The sequence below is a fragment of the Pseudomonas sp. F2 genome (genome assembly GCF_057174385.1).
Genome location: NZ_CM169904.1, coordinates 4,717,966 through 4,735,422, shown reverse-complemented (window position 1 = coordinate 4,735,422; position 17,457 = coordinate 4,717,966). Strand labels below are relative to the sequence as shown.

Genomic DNA, 17,457 nt, shown 5'->3' with positions numbered 1-17,457 from the left:
TCGTTCACAAATCCTTTGAATGACGCTGAAACCTGTGGGAGCTGGCTTGCCAGCGATACGGCCCTCAAACTCAGCCATCAAGCCCTGGCAGTACGCACCTCTTCCTGCACCACCTCATCCCGACGAACAAAACGGTTAGCCCGCCCAAACGTGCCGAAATCATTGAACCGCACGCCCACCTCACGCATCACCTTGTGCGCCACCGGCACGGTCATCTGCCGGATGTAAAACGGTTCCTTCACCACGAAATGATGAATGCCGTGGCTGCTGCCGAAGTTGAAGCAGAACGCCTGCAGCGGCCACAGCCACCACGGATTGAGCACTTGGCATTGCTGCAGCACGTTGCCCGCCTCAATGTCGCCGTAGTAATGCATGTTCGAGCTGATGAAGTGCAGGCAAAAGGTGCGCAGCACGTTCGGGCCGATGATCACCACTGCCGCGATGTCGATCACCTGCATCACTGACAACGTGGTCGCCGACCATTCGATCGGCGAACCCACGAGGTAAGCCACGCCATTTGCCGCGTGGAAGCCGAGAAACACGTACCACGCGCCCCAGTGCAGCAGCGCCAGTGGCGCATAGACTTTCAGGGTGCGTTTGATGATGTTGATTTTGTGGGCCCAGGTCTTGGCCCGCAGCATGCGGATGAACGCCGACATGACGTTGTCGCCGACCATCAGCAACCGCGCAAAACCCCATGGTTCGCCGTTGGTGATTGCGCGCTCTTCCATGTCGGTTTCAGTGCCGGACACCTTATGGTGATTGAGGTGCAGATGGCGGCGGATCCACGGATTGATCGTGCTCGGCCGCGCCAGCCACACCAGGCCCATCATCAGGTTGTGCGGCAGCCGTTGTTTGCGGAAATACATGCTGTGGATCAGGTCGTGCTCCAGCTCGTGGGTCAGGGAGGCGAAAAACGCGTTGAGCAACAGGCACACCCACCACGCCATATGGCCAGTGATGTACAGCGTCGCCGAACCGATCATCCCGGCCAGGGCAAAAGCCAGAATCCCCGCACCGAGAGCGTCCTGATGCTGCAGGATCGGGTAGCGCTCACGCAGTTCGACGCCTTTGGCCAGCACCACTTCGCGAATATGCGCTGATCGCTGGGCAGCATTGTGTCGCTGGGGACTTGCAGAAGTACGGTCCATGCTTCCATCCTCTGTTTATTGATGTTCGCATCCTGCCCTGCGAACGCTTTATTGATGGTAGCCGTGAACGCCAACCTGTTGACCGGAAGCGCCAATCAGCATGAAGGAACCGACCTCACTCGCCAGCTGGACCCGTGCCTTGCGCAAGCAACTCGATGCGCTGGGGCTGGACAGTATCGGCCTGTGCCAACAGGCCGGGCTCGACCCACAGTTGATGGACGACCCGAACGCGCGCTATCCGTTGTCCGGCACCACGCGCCTGTGGCAACTGGCGGTGCAGTTCAGCGGGGATCCGGCGATCGGCCTGCGAGTGTCGCGGTTCGTCAGCCCGACCACGTTCCATGCGCTCGGTTACGCGCTGGTGGCCAGTGGCAGCCTGCGTGAGGTGTTCGAGCGCATCGTGCGTTATCACCCGGTGGTCAGCGATGCGCTGGAACTGGAGCTGAGCCGCAGCGACGACCGCTATCTGTTTCGTCTGAAGATTCCGTCAGGCAATCCGGCGCCGGCTTTCGAAGCCATCGACGCGTTTGCCGCGATCTATGTGCGCACCTGCCGCAATCGCCTCGGTCGCGACTACGCACCGCTGGCGGTCTACCTGCGCCGCCCGGAACCCTCCGATGCACATCAGTGGCACAAAGTGTTCCGCGCCCCGGTGCATTTTTCCTGCGCCGAGGATCGCCTGGAGTTCTCCCTTACCGACTTCGACAGCCACCTCGACGACGCCAACCCGGAACTGGCCGAACACAACGAAGCGGTGCTCAAGCGCACCCTGGCCCAGCTCCAACCGCTGACCTGGGAGCGCAAGGTGCGCGACGCCATCGAAGAACAACTGCCCGAAGGCGAACCTAGCGCCGAGCGCATCGCCCAGGCCTTGCACCTGAGCCTGCGCAGCCTGCAACGGCATCTGGCGGACGAGGGCTGTCGCTTCGACACGCTGCTCAACGAGAGCCGCGAAAACCTTGCGCTGCTGCACCTGCGCGATCCGCAATGTTCGTTGAGTGAAGTCAGTTACCTGCTGGGATTTGCCGACACCAGCAGCTTCAGCCGCGCGTTCAAACGCTGGACGGGAATGACGCCGGGGCAGTTTCGCGATCAGTTGCGCTGATTGATCCGGAATGTGTGCTGAACCTACTGGCCTCTTCGCGGGCAAGCCCGCTCCCACAGTGTCCGTGTCGTACTCAAAGCTCATGTACGCCCGATATCCTGTGGGAGCGGGCTTGCCCGCGAAGGCGCCCGTCAGACAACCTCAAAACCCAGCTCGAACACCGTACCTGCAGCATCACTGCTCACCCGCACCCGCCCGCCATGCAACTGCATGATCGACTGCACAATCGCCAGCCCCAGCCCACCCGAATCTCCAGGCTGCGCCCGTGAAGGGTCGACGCGATAGAAGCGGTCGAACAGTTTGCCCAGATGTTCTGGCGCAATCACCGGGCCGTGGTTGTGTACCTGCAACCAACACACACCCGCCTCATCACGGCGGCGCAGGCTGATCGGCGTGCCTTCATCGGCGTGGCGCACCGCGTTGGCCAGCAGATTACCCAGGGCGCGTTGCAGCAGTTGCTGGTCGGCCAACAGTTCGCCGTGCAGCTGGTTTTCCAGGCGCAACTGGCGATCATCGGCCAGGGCTTCGAAGTAGTCGCACAGCTCGCTGCCGAGGCTGTGCAGATCCAGGGTTTGCAAGTCGAGCGCGCGCTCCGCCTGTTCGGCGCGGGCGAGGAACATCAGGTTTTCGGCCATGCGCTTGAGGCGTTCGAATTCTTCCATGTTCGAGGCCAGCAGCTCCTGATACTCCGCCGTGCTGCGCGGATGGTTCAGCGCCTGACCGTTGCTGGCGAGCAAGGTGTGCAACGGGGTGCGGATCTCATGGGCCAGATCGGCGGAAAACTGCGACAGCCGCTGCACGCTGTCGTCCAGCCGCGCGAGCATGCCGTTGAGCGCCTGCACCGGTTCGAGCAGTTCGGCGGGGGTGCCGCTGGCGGGCAGACGCTGGTCGAGGCTGCGCAGATCAATGCCGCGCACCGCCGCGCTTAACTGGCGCAACGGTTGCAGGCCACGGCGCAGCAGCACCAGCCCCAGCGCGAACGCCAGCAACGCACCGAGCCCGACGGCCAGGTACAGGCGCAAGCGATAACTGGCGAGCATCTGTTCCCGTTCAGTGAGCACCTTGCCGGCGATCACCGTCAGCGGCTCGCCGTTCGGCCCTTGAGCGTCACCGGACAACAGCGCCAGCTCGGCGCCGTCCGGCGCCTGCCAGGTCAGCACATCGCGACGCTGCGGCGTTTGCTCGCGTGCGATTGCGTTCAATGGCGGCAACTCACGCTGGCGCGGATTGATCGCGATCACGTTCGAGCCATCGGCGCGCCGCACCAGCAACAGGCTGTCGAGGTTACCGAGCATGTTCTGATAGAGACGTGGCCGCGCCTGTAAAGCGCCGAGGCTATCGCTGTCGGCGAGCAAGGCGCGCACTTGCTCCAGGCGGCCAAGCAACGCCAGATCATCCCGGTAGGCGATCTCCGAGTCGAGCGAGCGGTAGAGAAACACACCGATCGCACTCAACACCCACGCGCAGACCACGGCGAACGCCAGCGCCAGACGCCAGGCGATCGACCTAGACCGCATCGTCGGGCGCCTCCAGCTGATAGCCGACGCCGCGCACGGTGTGAATCAGTTTCGGCATGAACGGGTCATCGACCTTGGCCCGCAGGCGGCGCACCGCGACTTCGACCATGTTGGTGTCGCTGTCGAAATTGAGGTTCCACACCTGCGAGGCGATCAGCGTGCGCGACAGCACTTCGCCCTGGCGACTGGCGAGCAGTTGCAGCAGGGCGAATTCCTTGTTGGTCAGGGCAATGCGCTGGCCGCCGCGACTGACTCGACGCCGCAGCACGTCGATTTCCAGATCGGCGATGCTGTAGGACTCGGCCTCGCGCAATGGCCCGCGGCGCAGCAGCGTACGCACCCGCGCGAGCAACTCGGCGAAGGCGAAGGGTTTGAGCAGATAGTCGTCGGCGCCGAGTTCGAGGCCGCGTACGCGGTCTTCGATGGCATCCTTGGCGGTCAGGAACAACACCGGCGTGGCGCCGCGCTGGCGGATCAGTTGCAGCAATTGCCAGCCATTGAGGCCCGGCAGCATCACGTCGAGGATGATCAGGTCGTATGCCTGCTGCTCGATGAAATAGCGCCCATCGAGGCCATTGAGCGCCACGTCCACGGCAAACCCCGATTCGCCCAGGCCCTTGGCCAGGAAATTCGCGGTTTTGGCTTCATCTTCTACGACCAGCAAACACATGGCACACCTCGATTGATCAGGCACACAGGCTAGGCGCCTTCGACGGCGTTGCCCATTACAAACTTGTAATCCGACTGACGGGGTTCTGACGAAGAGCGGCGGCTAAGGTGATGTCCTTCGCTTTCGGAGCCTGTTCATGACCGTCAAATACCTTGCAGCCAGCCTCGCCCTCGGCCTCAGCGCCAGCGCTTTCGCCGCCCCTGAACTGCCGCGTCACGCTGACCTCGACCTGAAAACCGCACGCCTGCTGGCCGACACAGCACTGAGCCATTGCACCGCGACGGTATCGGTGCTCGACCGTGGCGGCAACGTGCTGGTGACCCTGCGCGGCGACGGCATCGGCCCGCACAATACCGCGGCCAGCCAGCGCAAGGCCTACACCGCGCTGTCGACGAAAACCCCGACCCGGCTGTTCGCCGAGCGCGCCCGCAGCAACCCGGAAACCGCCAATCTCAACACCCTCGACGAGCTGTTATTGCTTGGCGGCGGGATCCCGTTGTTCGCCGGCAATGAGTTGGTCGGCGCCATGGGCGTGGCCGGTTCCGGCGGCGGCGAGCAGGACGAAAACTGTGCCATCAAGGCCGCCGAAAAGGCCGGCCTGACCCTTACCCGTTCCCAATAAGGAGACTGACCATGACCACCCTGCGCATGACCTTCGCCGCACTCGGCCTGAGTGCCTTCTCCGGCCTGGCGCTGGCCGCCGGCAATCCACTGAGCGTGCACGTGCTCAACCTGGAAAACGGCCTGCCCTCCCCGGGCGTCAACGTGACGCTGGAAAAACACGTCGGCCAGAACTGGCAGCCACTGGCCCAGGGCACCACCAACGAACAGGGACGCATCGCCGAACTGTTTCCGGCCAAACAGCCTTTCGAAGCGGGCGAATATCGGGTGGTGTTCAAGACCGGCGAGTATTTCGAAAAGAACAAGCGCGAGACGTTTTTCCCGGAGATCCCGGTGATTTTCCAGGTGAAGCAGACTGACCAGCACTACCACATCCCGTTGCTGCTCAGCCCTTACGGTTTCTCGACCTATCGCGGCTCGTAAGCCACACTCCTGCAGGTTCTGTGGTTTGCCTCAAAGATCATGGATAGTTGAGAACCCTGTGGGAGCTGGCTTGCCAGCGATGGCATCAGTTCAGCAAGCATGCATGTCGACTGATGCACCGCAATCGCTGGCAAGCCAGCTCCCACAGTGGAATGGTGTGAGTTTTCAGACAGTGGCGACGGCGCGCAATCGCTCGGCATCGAGAATCTCGATCTCGCCATACCCCAACCCGATAATCCCCTGCCCCTGTAAGTCTTTGAGGATCTGATTGGTAGTCTGGCGTGACAGCGAGAGCATCGACGCCAGTTGTTCCTGAGGCAATTGCAGGACCCGGCGTGGCGCATCGATTTCACCGTAGCCCTCGGCGATCATCAGCAATCGATGCGCCAGGCGAGCCGGGGCCGGCAGCAGGCTCAACTGTTCGAGGTTGATAAAGGTCAAGCGCAGTTTGTGGCTCATCAGCAATGCCAGATGGCGCCAGTACACCGGTTGTTCATCGAGGATTTTCAGCAGCGTGGCCTGCGGGATATTCAGCAGCGTGCACGGCCCGACTGCATACGCATCGTGAGTGCGCGGCTGGCCATCGAACAGGCAGATTTCGCCGAACCAGTGCGGTGCCTCGACCAGGCTCAGCAACGCCTCTTTGCCCTGTTCGCTCACTGCGCCGATGCGGATCGCGCCGTCGAGCACCGCGTACAACCCGCAGGGCGGATCACCGCGCTGGAACAAGCGCTGCCCCGCCGTCAGCCGCCGCTCCCGGGCCGCCGCCAGCAGACTATCCTGAAAGGATGTCGGCAGATGACTGAACCATTGCCCGGTCATCAGCCGTGAACGCTTATCCATGAACACTCCCAATTGTCGCCTGCCTGACAGAGCGAACACCGAACCCGAGGCATGCTGCACGCACCCTACAGGAGGAACAACAATGAAAAGCCTCGTCGACCATCTCAGTCAATACGCCGCCTACCACCGCGACCCGCGCAACATCGCCAGCCACTTTATCGGCATTCCGCTGATCGTGGTGGCGGTGGCCGTTTTATTGTCGCGACCAGCGTGGTCACTGGGCGGCTTGTGGATCTCTCCGGCGGTGCTCTTGGCGCTGGCCTCGGCATGGTTTTATCTGCGCCTGGAAGTAAAACTCGGCGTGTTGATGACGGTGCTGATGGGCCTGTCGGTCTGGGCCGGACATGCATTGGCGCAGCAGAGCACGATGGTCTGGCTCAGCAGCGGGCTGGCGATGTTTGTGATTGGCTGGGTGATCCAGTTTGTCGGGCACCACTACGAGGGGCGCAAACCGGCGTTTGTCGATGATGTCAGCGGGTTGATTGTCGGGCCGCTGTTTGTCGTGGCCGAAGTGGCGTTCCTGCTGGGAATGCGCCACGAGTTGAAAGCGCAGATCGAGGCGCGGGCGGGGGCGGTGCGGGTCAATCCGAATCGCAATGCGGCGGCTTAGGCCGCTTTAAAAGATCGCAGCCTGCGGCAGCTCCTACAGGAGAAACGCATTCCAATGTAGGAGCTGCCGCAGGCTGCGATCTTTTGACTTTAGAGGCTGGCGACTTTCTGCCAGACCTTCGGCTTGAAGAACAGGGTTTCACCCTTGGCCAGACCGATCAGGCTGTCGTGATCCTTCACCACTTCAGCCTCGATCAGGTCCGTCTGCCCTTCCACCTTCAGCGTCACCCGCGTGGTCGCGCCCAGCGGCCGGATATCGCGCACTTCAGCGGCGTGGTGATCTTCCAGCTCATGTTTGGACAACGACACTTCGTGCGGACGGAACAGCACGTGGTTGTCGTCGCTGAGCAACAAGCGGTTGGAGTCGCCGAGGAAGTGATAAACGAAGTCGCTGGCCGGGTTTTCGTAGACGTCACCCGGTGAGCCGATCTGTTCGATCACGCCTTTGTTCATCACCACGATGCGGTCGGCGACTTCCATCGCTTCTTCCTGGTCGTGGGTCACGAATACCGAGGTCAGGTTGATGTCTTCGTGCAGGCGCGCCAGCCAGCGGCGCAGCTCTTTGCGCACCTTGGCGTCGAGGGCGCCGAACGGCTCGTCGAGCAGCAGCACTTTCGGTTCAACCGCCAGCGCGCGCGCCAAAGCGATACGTTGACGCTGACCGCCGGACAGTTGCTCCGGATAGCGATCCGACAACCAGTCCAGTTGCACCATGTTCAGCAGCTCATGCACCTTGGTCGCGATCTGGCTTTCGCTCGGGCGCTGGTTTTTCGGTTTCATGCGCAGGCCAAACGCGACGTTGTCGAACACCGTCATGTGCCGGAACAGCGCGTAGTGCTGGAACACGAAACCGACGTTGCGATCACGCACGTCGTGGCCGGAGACGTCTTCGCCGTGAAACACGATGTTGCCCTGATCCGGGGTTTCCAGGCCGGCGATGATCCGCAGCAGCGTGGTCTTGCCGCAGCCGGACGGGCCGAGCAGCGCCACCAGTTCACCGCTCTGAATGTCCAGGCTGATGTTGTCCAGCGCCTTGAACGCATTGAAATTCTTGCTGACGTTACGCACTTCGATCGACATGAATTATTCCTCCGCGGCGCTGGCGCGCAGGCGGTTGATACGGTTTTCGCTCCACTGCTTGAGCAGCAGGATGAAGAGCGCCAGGATCAGCAACAGGCTCGCCACGGCAAACGCGGCCACGTGGTTGTATTCGTTGTAGAGGATCTCGACGTGCAGCGGCAAGGTGTTGGTCACCCCGCGAATGTGCCCGGAGACCACCGACACCGCACCGAACTCACCCATGGCCCGCGCGGTACACAGCACCACGCCATAGATCAGGCCCCACTTGATGTTGGGCACGGTGACGTGCCAGAACATCTGCCAGCCGTTGGCGCCAAGCAGCCGCGCGGCCTCCTCTTCCTGCGTGCCCTGTTCCTGCATCAGCGGGATCAGCTCACGGGCCACAAACGGCACGGTGACGAAGATCGTCGCCAGCACAATGCCCGGCAGGGCGAAGACGATCTGGATGTCGTGATCCTGCAGCCACGGCCCGAACAGGCCCTGCGCACCGAACATCAGCACGTAGACCAGACCTGCGATCACCGGCGACACCGAGAACGGCAGGTCGATCAGCGTCACCAGCATGCTCTTGCCGCGAAACGAGTATTTGCTCACACACCATGCGGCGCTGACGCCGAACACCAGGTTCAGCGGCACCGAAATCAGCACGGCGATCACCGTGAGTTTCAGCGCCGACAGCGCGTCCGGTTCAAAGATCGCGGTGAAGAAGGCGCCAAGGCCGTTTTTCAGGCCCTGCGAGACCACGATGAACAGCGGCAATACCAGAAACAGGAAAAAAATCAGCCAGCCAAGGCCGATCAGGATTCTGCGCGAAGTGGCACTGCCACGCCGCGCAGCGTTGGCCGAGGACGCGGCCGCAATAGACGATTGGGACATGGTTCGCGCCTCCTTATGGGGTTTCGATGCGCCGCTGCAGCAAGTTGATCAGCAGCAACAGGACGAAGGAAACCACCAGCATCAGCACGCCGATGGACGTGGCACCGGTGTAATCGTACTGGTCGAGTTTGACCATGATCAGCAGCGGCAGGATCTCGGTTTTCATCGGCATGTTGCCGGCGATGAAAATCACCGAACCGTACTCGCCGACACCCCGGGCAAAGGCCAGGGCAAATCCAGTCAGCCACGCTGGCAACAGCGCTGGCAGGAGGATATGGCGGAACACCTGCAACGGTTTCGCACCGAGGCACGCGGCAGCTTCTTCGACTTCACGGGGAATGTCAGCCAGTACCGGTTGCACCGTGCGCACCACGAACGGCAGGGTCACGAACGTCAGCGCCAGGGTGATGCCCAACGGGGTGTAGGCGATCTTGAAACCGAGGTCGGCGGCAAACTGGCCAACCAGCCCGGTCGGGGTGTACAGCGCGGTCAGGGCAATACCGGCCACCGCCGTCGGCAGGGCGAACGGCAGGTCGATCATCGCGTCGATGACCTTGCGCCCCGGGAAGGTGTAGCGCACCAGCACCCAGGCCAGCAGCGTGCCGATGATGCCGTTGATGATCGCGGCACACAGCGCGGTGCCGAAGCTCAGCTTCAGAGCAGCCAGCACGCGCGGTGCGGAGATGATCGTCCAGAACTGATCCCAGGTGAGTTGGGCGGCGTGGACGAACATCGCCGCCAGCGGGATAAGCACAATCAGGCTGAGGTACACCAAGGTGTAACCCAGCGTCAGCCCGAAGCCGGGTATGACGGGGGAGATACGACGCGACATAAAAGTCCTTGGTTAAAAACGCATCAATGTGGGAGCGAGCCCTGTGGTGAGGGGATTTATCCCCGACCGACTGCGAAGCAGTCGCAAAACCAGAGTTCGCGGTAGATTTGATTCACCGCAAAAGTCGGCGTTGGGGCTGCTGCGCAACCCATCGGGGATGAATCCCCTCACCACAAAGGCTCACTCCCACATCTCAAGTGCCTGAACTTCAGGCTCATTGTGGGTCAGATTACTGCGCTTGGTAGATCTGGTCGAACACGCCACCGTCGTTGAAGAATTTCGGCTGCGCGGATTTCCAGCCGCCGAAGTCCTTGTCGATGGTCACCAGTTCCAGTTTCGGGAACTGCTGGGCGTACTTCGCCGCCACGTCCTTGTCACGCGGACGGTAGAAGTTCTTCGCGGCGATCTCCTGACCGGCCGGGCTGTACAGGTGCTTCAAATAAGCTTCAGCGATCTGCTCGTTGCCTTTTTTCTCGGCGTTCTTGTCGACCACCGCCACCGGTGGCTCGGCAAGGATCGACAGCGACGGCACGACGATGTCGAACTTGTCAGCGCCGCCGTCTTCTTTCAATGCCAGGAACGCCTCGTTTTCCCAAGCCAGCAACACGTCACCCTGACCGTTGTTGACGAAGGTGATGGTCGAGCCACGAGCGCCGGTGTCCAGTACCGGAACGTGCTTGAACAAGGTCTGCACGTACTCTTTGGCTTTTTCTTCGCTGCCGCCGTTGGCTTTCAGGCCGTAGGCCCACGCGGCGAGGAAGTTCCAGCGCGCACCGCCGGAGGTTTTCGGGTTCGGGGTGATCACCGAAACGTCGTTCTTGATCAGGTCGCCCCAGTCCTTGATGCCTTTCGGGTTGCCCTTGCGCACCAAGAACACGATGGTCGAGGTGTACGGGGTGCTGGCATCCGGCAGACGCTTCTGCCAGTCGGCCGGCAGGGTCTTGCCAAGCTTGGCGATTTCGTCGATGTCGCCGGCCAGCGCCAGGGTCACCACGTCGGCGCGCAAACCGTCGATCACCGCACGGCCCTGCTTGCCAGATCCGCCATGGGATTGCTGGATTTTCACGGTGTCGCCGGCGTGATCTTTCTGCCAGAACTTGATGAATTCGGCGTTGTAGTCCTGATACAGCTCGCGCGTCGGGTCATACGACACGTTGAGCAGTTCGTAATCCTTGGCAACTGCAGAACCGGCAAACACGGCACTGGCCAGGGCGGCCAAAGCGTAACGGCGAATCGACGACATGGTGAAAGCTCCTGGAATTCTTGGTGGTGGCTTTTTCTTATGTATTTCGGAAATCGGGGTGCCGGTTCAAAGGTCGCAGCCTGCGGCAGCTCCTACACAGCCCCCTGTAGGAGCTGCCGCAGGCTGCGATCTTTTGATCTTCAAATCAGCTCGGTTTGTTACCCGGCTGCTGCAGACGGAATTTCTCTTTGCGTTCGATCTGCACGACCTGGGCGTTGTGCACAGTGATCTCCACCGCGCCGAAACGCAGATCGCGCAGGGCGCTCTGGATTTCCCGCAAGATGGTGCTTTCGTCCTGACCGTCAACGCTGCGAAGGGATGCGCTCATGGTGCTGCTCCTTTGAATGGGATATGCCTGGCAGTGGGCGGCACTGCGTTCGGCGTGGGAGCAATATAAGAGAGCTGTGGATATTCTTAAAAAGACTATTTAAGAATGTTTATATAACTGGAAAACATTATCTGACGGGCCGAGGGTTTGCGCGGTGTTCACTGAGTTTGAAGACTGTATGAAACCCTGTGGCGAGGGGATTCATCCCCGATGGACTGCGTAGCAGTCCCTGTTTTTCAGGGCCGCTGCGCGACCCATCGGGGATAAATCCCCTCGCCACAGGTTTGGTGTCAGCCAGAGCAGGACTGTTAACCGATAACAGGGGCTTTGCCCCAATCAATCTCCCCCGCCGGCACCGGCCGCCCAAACCAGTAGCCCTGTCCCAGATCACAGGCCTGCTCCAGCAGAAACGCCGCCTGCTCGGCCTGCTCGATCCCTTCGGCATGCACCTGCATGCCCATACTCCGGGCCAGCGCGATGATCACCCGAACGATCGCGGCGTCGTCCTCGTCCCACGGCAACCCGGCGACAAAACCCTGATCGATCTTGAGCTTCTGCACCGGCAGGCGCTTGAGCCGCAACAGGGATGAGTAGCCGGTACCGAAATCGTCAATGGCCAGGCGAATCCCCAGTTCACGCAAATGATGCATTTGCTCCAGCGCCACTTCCGGATCATCCATCACCGCGCTCTCGGTGACTTCCAGTTCCAGAAAGGCCGGATCCAGACCGGTCTCGTGCAGCACCTGCGCCACCTGCTGGTACAGCTCACGCCGGGCGAACAACCGCGACGACACGTTCACCGCGACGAACGACAGCACGACCCCGGCCTGCTGCCAATGGCACATCTGCGAACACGCCTGGCGCATCACCCAGGCGTCGATTTCAGCAATCATCCCGGTGCGCTCGGCAATCGGAATGAATTCCGCCGGCGACACCAGCCCGCGCTGTGGATGCTGCCAGCGCACCAGCGCTTCGACACCAATCAGGCGACTGCTGCGCAAATCGTGAACAGGCTGGTAGTAGACCCGCAGTTCCTGTTGCTCCAGCGCGCGGCGCAGCTCGAAAGCGAGCTCGACCCGTTGCTGCGCGTGGGCGGTCAGCTCTTCGGTGTACAACGCGTAACCGTTGCGGCCGCTGCTCTTGGCCTTGAACAGCGCGGCGTCGGCATTGCGCAACAACTGATCGGCACTCAACGCGTCGCTGGGGAACAGGCTGATGCCGATACTGGCGTTGATGAACAGCTCGTGCCGGTCGATGCGGAATGGCTCCTTGAGCGCATCAAGAATGCGTTGCGCCAGTGCTGCCGCCTGAACCAGTTGTGGACAACTCTCCGCCAGCACCGCGAACTCATCACCGCCAAGCCGCGCCAGAGTAATCCCGGGGCCGAACAGCTCCTGCAGGCGCGCCGCCACCGCTTTGAGCAGGCGATCGCCGATGTTGTGCCCGAGGCTGTCGTTGATCATCTTGAAGTGATCCAGATCGATCATCAGCAAGGCGCAGCCGCGCTTGTGGATCTGCGCCGACGCCAGTGCCTGCTCGGCGCGGTCGCTGAACAACAGGCGATTGGGCAAGTCGGTCAGCGGGTCGTGGTGGGCGAGGTGCTTGAGTTCGTGTTCAGAGTCCTTGATCGCACTGATGTCGGAAAACACCGCCACGTAGTGGCTGAGACGGCCCTGATCATCGTGAATCACGCGGATGGTCTGCCACTGTGGATAAATCTCGCCGCTCTTGCGCCGGTTCCAGATCTCCCCGCTCCATTCGCCCTCGCTCTCCAGCGTGGCGAACATCGCCTGATAAAAGCCCGGCGGATGATGACCGGACTTGAACAGGCTCGGCTGGTGGCCGAGAACTTCCTCGTACTGGTAGCCGGTGATTTCCATGAACGCACGGTTGACGTGCACGATCAGACCCTCGCGGTTGGTCACCAGCACGCCCTCGCGGGTGCAGTCGAATACCGCGGCGGCCTGGCGCAGGCGTTCACGGTCGGCCTGCCGCTCGCGTAACCGCGCACCGATGCCGAGAAATTCGCACAATCTGGCCCGCGCGAGGAAGATCAGCCCCGCGCTGACGGCAGCCCAGACGTAACCGTTGATCAGTTGCCATCGCTGCAGATCGACAGACTCATCAAAGAAACTGTTCAATAAGTAACCAGTGCCCTGCAGCCAGATAACAGCAAGCAACAGGTAAAGCAGCGCTGCACGCAGGGCATCGCGGTAAGTGGCAGGCATTCGGCTGTCCATGTCCCTACAAAAAAGGTTGGAATTATAGGTCAAGAAACATCCAGCGACTCTTATCTGAAAGGGCGACTGGTTTTATCTGTGTGCTTGGTGATAATGCAACGGCTGTTTTTATCTTTATCGAGGGCCCTATAGCCTATGTGGTACGAAGGTTTTCTTGGCTTGTCGGCCTGGTCTCTGGTCGCGGTCACCCTGCTGATGACCCACGTGACAATTGTCGCCGTCACGGTCTATCTGCACCGTTACTCGGCCCATCGCTCACTTGAGCTGAATGCCGGCCTGAAACACTTTTTCCGCTTCTGGCTGTGGCTGACCACGGCGCAGAACACCCGCGAGTGGACTGCCATCCACCGCAAACACCACGCCAAGTGCGAAACCGAAGATGACCCGCACAGCCCGGTGATCAAGGGTCTGTCCACCGTGCTGCGCAAAGGCGCCGAGCTTTATCGCGCCGAAGCCGAGAATCCGGAGACCCTGCGCATCTACGGCAAGAACTGCCCGGAAGACTGGATCGAGCGCAATCTCTACAGCCGCTATCCGCTGCTGGGTGTGGCGATCATGGGCATCATCGATCTGCTGCTGTTCGGCACCATCGGCATCACCATCTGGGCGATCCAGATGATGTGGATCCCGGTCTGGGCCGCCGGCGTGGTCAACGGTCTGGGCCATGCCATCGGCTACCGCAACTTCGAATGCCGCGACGCGGCGACCAATCTGGTGCCGTGGGGCATCCTGATCGGTGGTGAAGAGCTGCACAACAACCATCACACCTACCCCAACTCGGCCAAGCTGTCGGTGAAGAAGTGGGAATTCGACCTCGGCTGGGCGTGGATCAAAGTCTTCAGCTTCTTCAGACTGGCCAGGGTCCAGCGTGTGGCGCCGATCGCCCACCGCGTCGAAGGCAAGGGCCATCTGGACATGGACACCGCCATGGCGATCCTCAACAACCGCTTCCAGATCATGGCCCAATACCGCAAATTGGTGATCGGCCCACTGGTCAAGCAGGAGCTGGACAAGGTCGATCATTCGGTACGCCATCAATTCCATCGGGCCAAACGCCTGCTGTCGCGGGAAACCAGCCTGCTGGAAGACCGTCATCACTTGCGCATCCAGAACATGCTCGAGCACAGCCAGGCGCTGAAGGTCATTTACGAAAAACGCCTGGCCCTGCAGCAGATCTGGGTCAAGACCAGCGCCAATGGCCACGACATGCTCGCCGCCATCAAGGAGTGGGTGCACGAGGCCGAGGCCAGCGGCATCCAGTCCCTGCGTGAATTCGCCGACCAGCTGAAAACCTACTCGCTGCGCCCCGCCGCAGCCTGACCGCCATGAACGAATCCCCTGTGGCGAGGGGATTCATCCCCGATCGGTAGCGCAGCTACCGCAAATTTGTCGACGCGTTCTCATTGCTGAAACGCGTCATATCTACCGCCCGGCGGGAGCTAGCTCCCTCGCCACAAAAGCGCGGAACTTAGCACCGAAAGCCCTATCTCAAAGACACTTCGCCATCCCGGCGGGCTGTACTGTGGCCGTTGTCGAAATCGCGGCACGCCCTTTGAGATATGTGCCGATGGTCAACAACAATCAACAAGACTCATCCCTCGCGCAGTGGCCCGAGGCCGCGCAAACCCTGATGGCGCTGATGCACGCCCAAGGCGAAGTCGCCCGGCTGAGCGAGCGCGAACAACTGTTCAGTTCCTTGCTGGTGAGCGTCAACGCGGTGCTCTGGGCATTCAATTGGGAAACCCGCCAGGTGCTCTATGTCAGCCCTGCCTACGAGCGGATTTTCGGTCGCTCCGCAGGGCTATTGCTGGCTGACTACAACCAATGGCGCGACAGCATCTACCCCGACGATCTCGACTATGCCGAGCGCAGCCTGGCCGAAGTGCTGCACAAAGGCGCGGTGGAAGACCGCGAATACCGGATCATCGCCGCTGACGGCCAGGTTCGCTGGCTCAGCGACAAGTGCTTCATCAACCGTCAGGACGAGCCCGGGCAACCGGTGATCATCGTCGGCATCGCCGAAGACATCACCGACAAAAAACGCATGGAAACCGAACTGCATCGCCTGGCCACCACCGACGTACTGACCCAAAGCAGCAACCGTCGCCACTTCTTCGAATGCGCCAACCGCGAGTTCGACGACGCGCGCCTGCAAGGTTCGCCACTGGCCTTCCTGCTGCTGGACATTGATGACTTCAAGCAGATCAACGACAGCTACGGCCACCCGGAAGGCGACAACGTGCTGCAACGCATCGCCGAATGCGGGCGCACCTCGTTACGTCGGGGCGATCTGTTCGGACGTATCGGCGGAGAAGAATTCGCTGCTGTGTTCCCCGGTTGTGCACCGGACATGGCGATGCAAGTGGCCGAGCGGCTGCAGCAGGAGATTCAGCGGATGGTCTTCAATGTCGACGGCCAGACCTTCGGCATCACCGTCAGCCAGGGACTGACCAGCCTCAGGAACGATGACGAAAGCCTCGACAGCCTGTTCGCCCGGGCGGACGCAGCGATGTACGAGGCCAAACGGCAGGGCAAGAACCGGATTATCTCAAGCTGAATCCACCCTCCGATTTACCTCCCCTGTAGGAGCTGCGGCACGCTGCGATCTTTCGATTTTTGCTTTGAAAGACAAGATCAAAAGATCGCAGCGTGCCGCAGCTCCTACAGGGGGATGCTCGTGAATCCGGTTACTTGCGCATCCGCATCAGTTCCGGCAACCCGATCTTCAGCAGCCGCGCCGTACGACTCCTCGCCAGCTCCTCAACGCCCTCATGCTCGGTCAGGCGGGCCATTTGCGCCGCCATGTTCATCACCAGCGCCTCACGGGAATACACCCCGCCTCCGAGCTGGTAGACCGACGCAATCAACTCGCGCAGCTCCAGCGGCAGGCGCCAGCGCGTGCGCAACGCCGAACCGTAAGCCGCGCCGAATTCCGCCAGCGCGTCACCGACTTCCTCCCACTCATCCAGCTCACCACCCGCCTGCTTCCACTCCTGTAAACAGCGCAACAGCGCCAGATCACCAAGGCGATGCAGCATGCCGGCGCAATAGCAGCGTTCCTGATCCAGGTCGAGCAGGCGCGCCAGGGTGCGGGCGTATTCGGCGGTGTGCAGCGACAAGCCCCAATAGCGCTCGGCGTAATCCGCCAGGCACGGGTCGCTGAGTTTGGCGCTGCGCTTGAGCGCCAGGCCGAGAATCAGGTTCATGCTCTGCCCGGTGCCGAGGCGATGCAGCGCCTGCCCCAGGGTCTGTACCGCCGCGCCATGATGCTGCGCCGCGCTGTTGGCGGCGGCGATCAGCACGGCGGTAATCTGCGGATCGGTACGGATCTCTTCTTCCAGCAGTTTCAGGTCGAGGCCATTGGGGTTGAGGCTGCGTTTGACCGCCACCTGCACATCGGTCATCAATGGCGCGCCGTCGGCCTGCTCGCGGCGCCGCTCGAGGAACACCGACAAGGTCATGCCCGGCGCCAGCGTCGGCACTTCGCAGAACACCTCTTCACCCGCATTCAACAGTAAACCCTGCAGCCGCTCGGTCAGGCTTTCCATGTTCAGCGGTTTGGTCAGGTAGGCCGTCGGGGCCAACGGGATGGCTTCGCGCACACTGGCACTGTCGTTGCGGTTGCTCATCAGAATGAATGGCAGCGGCGGATTGCGTTTGCGCTGACGCACGCTGCGCAGCACGCTCAAACCGTCGATGCCCGGCAACTCCCAATCGACAATCGCCAGGTCGTAGGGCACGTCGGTGAGTAACGACAGCGCTTGCTGGCCGTCGGCACACAAGTCCAGCCGCGCATCGCAGCGCACGTTGAGCAACACATGTTTGAGCAGATCACGGGACCACGGATCGGCCTCGGCAATCAGCACTCGGGGTACGGCGGGTAAATCAACGGCGGTCATGCGCGCTCTCCCTTGCAATG

17 protein-coding genes are annotated in these 17,457 nt (G+C 61.4%); 6 read left to right on the top strand and 11 right to left on the bottom strand.

From position 1 onward, the window contains the following. Positions 1-77: 77 nt before the first annotated feature. Complete coding sequence (locus AC193Q_RS21325) at positions 78-1,151, bottom strand: fatty acid desaturase (RefSeq protein WP_483878743.1); 1,074 nt, start codon at positions 1,149-1,151, stop codon at positions 78-80. Positions 1,152-1,251: 100 nt separating this feature from the next. Here AC193Q_RS21325 and AC193Q_RS21320 point away from each other — a divergent pair, with 100 nt between their 5' ends. Further along, a complete protein-coding gene (locus tag AC193Q_RS21320) occupies positions 1,252-2,256 on the top strand; it encodes an AraC family transcriptional regulator (RefSeq protein ID WP_047290771.1) in 1,005 nt (334 codons plus the stop codon). A gap of 131 nt (positions 2,257-2,387) precedes the next feature. Here AC193Q_RS21320 and AC193Q_RS21315 read toward each other — a convergent pair whose 3' ends face one another. Next, positions 2,388-3,773, bottom strand: coding sequence for a heavy metal sensor histidine kinase (locus AC193Q_RS21315; RefSeq protein WP_483878742.1), 1,386 nt, complete (start codon positions 3,771-3,773; stop codon positions 2,388-2,390). Continuing rightward, positions 3,763-4,443 carry a heavy metal response regulator transcription factor gene (locus AC193Q_RS21310; RefSeq protein WP_121183046.1) on the bottom strand — a complete coding sequence of 227 codons (681 nt, stop codon included), beginning with the start codon at positions 4,441-4,443 and terminating at the stop codon, positions 3,763-3,765. Before AC193Q_RS21310 ends, AC193Q_RS21315 begins: the two co-directional genes overlap by 11 nt. Positions 4,444-4,579: 136 nt before the next feature. Here AC193Q_RS21310 and AC193Q_RS21305 point away from each other — a divergent pair, with 136 nt between their 5' ends. Together AC193Q_RS21305 and uraH are read left to right on the top strand one after the other, a co-directional pair. Beyond that, a complete protein-coding gene (locus AC193Q_RS21305) occupies positions 4,580-5,065 on the top strand; it encodes a heme-binding protein (protein ID WP_121183044.1) in 486 nt (161 codons plus the stop codon). An 11-nt stretch (positions 5,066-5,076) separates the two neighbouring features. Continuing rightward, entirely contained in the window at positions 5,077-5,487 is a 411-nt protein-coding gene (gene uraH / locus AC193Q_RS21300; RefSeq protein WP_047290767.1) for a hydroxyisourate hydrolase, read from the top strand. 165 nt (positions 5,488-5,652) lie between these two features. Here uraH and AC193Q_RS21295 read toward each other — a convergent pair whose 3' ends face one another. Beyond that, entirely contained in the window at positions 5,653-6,330 is a 678-nt protein-coding gene (locus tag AC193Q_RS21295; RefSeq protein WP_095667849.1) for a Crp/Fnr family transcriptional regulator, read from the bottom strand. Between the two features lie 82 nt (positions 6,331-6,412). Here AC193Q_RS21295 and AC193Q_RS21290 point away from each other — a divergent pair, with 82 nt between their 5' ends. Further along, positions 6,413-6,940 (top strand): Mpo1 family 2-hydroxy fatty acid dioxygenase, encoded by a 528-nt coding sequence (locus tag AC193Q_RS21290; protein ID WP_047290765.1) that lies wholly within the window; start codon positions 6,413-6,415, stop codon positions 6,938-6,940. 89 nt (positions 6,941-7,029) lie between these two features. Here the strand turns inward: AC193Q_RS21290 and AC193Q_RS21285 are convergent, their stop codons facing one another. From AC193Q_RS21285 to dibA, 6 genes are all read right to left on the bottom strand, one after another. Beyond that, on the bottom strand, positions 7,030-8,019 hold the full coding sequence (locus AC193Q_RS21285; protein WP_027611148.1) for a sulfate/molybdate ABC transporter ATP-binding protein: 990 nt from the start codon (positions 8,017-8,019) through the stop codon (positions 7,030-7,032). A gap of 3 nt (positions 8,020-8,022) precedes the next feature. After that, positions 8,023-8,895 (bottom strand): sulfate ABC transporter permease subunit CysW, encoded by an 873-nt coding sequence (gene cysW, locus AC193Q_RS21280; protein WP_007952817.1) that lies wholly within the window; start codon positions 8,893-8,895, stop codon positions 8,023-8,025. 13 nt (positions 8,896-8,908) lie between these two features. Next, positions 8,909-9,727, bottom strand: coding sequence for a sulfate ABC transporter permease subunit CysT (cysT, locus tag AC193Q_RS21275; RefSeq protein ID WP_007952818.1), 819 nt, complete (start codon positions 9,725-9,727; stop codon positions 8,909-8,911). Positions 9,728-9,956: 229 nt separating this feature from the next. Beyond that, on the bottom strand, positions 9,957-10,970 hold the full coding sequence (locus tag AC193Q_RS21270) for a sulfate ABC transporter substrate-binding protein (protein ID WP_047290763.1): 1,014 nt from the start codon (positions 10,968-10,970) through the stop codon (positions 9,957-9,959). A gap of 145 nt (positions 10,971-11,115) precedes the next feature. Then, positions 11,116-11,298 carry a sulfur starvation response protein OscA gene (gene oscA / locus AC193Q_RS21265; RefSeq protein WP_039772974.1) on the bottom strand — a complete coding sequence of 61 codons (183 nt, stop codon included), beginning with the start codon at positions 11,296-11,298 and terminating at the stop codon, positions 11,116-11,118. 308 nt (positions 11,299-11,606) lie between these two features. Beyond that, on the bottom strand, positions 11,607-13,526 hold the full coding sequence (dibA, locus tag AC193Q_RS21260; RefSeq protein WP_483878741.1) for a phosphodiesterase DibA: 1,920 nt from the start codon (positions 13,524-13,526) through the stop codon (positions 11,607-11,609). Between the two features lie 147 nt (positions 13,527-13,673). On the opposite strand from dibA, the gene desA reads away from it, so the two are divergent. Both desA and AC193Q_RS21250 read left to right on the top strand, forming a co-directional pair. Further along, the gene (gene desA / locus AC193Q_RS21255) at positions 13,674-14,858 is read left to right on the top strand and encodes a delta-9 fatty acid desaturase DesA (protein WP_121183040.1); all 1,185 of its coding nucleotides are present in this window, start codon (positions 13,674-13,676) and stop codon (positions 14,856-14,858) included. Between the two features lie 247 nt (positions 14,859-15,105). Then, entirely contained in the window at positions 15,106-16,095 is a 990-nt protein-coding gene (locus tag AC193Q_RS21250) for a GGDEF domain-containing protein (RefSeq protein WP_047290760.1), read from the top strand. A gap of 130 nt (positions 16,096-16,225) precedes the next feature. Here AC193Q_RS21250 and AC193Q_RS21245 read toward each other — a convergent pair whose 3' ends face one another. Beyond that, positions 16,226-17,437, bottom strand: coding sequence for a response regulator (locus AC193Q_RS21245; protein ID WP_121183038.1), 1,212 nt, complete (start codon positions 17,435-17,437; stop codon positions 16,226-16,228). Positions 17,438-17,457: the final 20 nt, after the last annotated feature.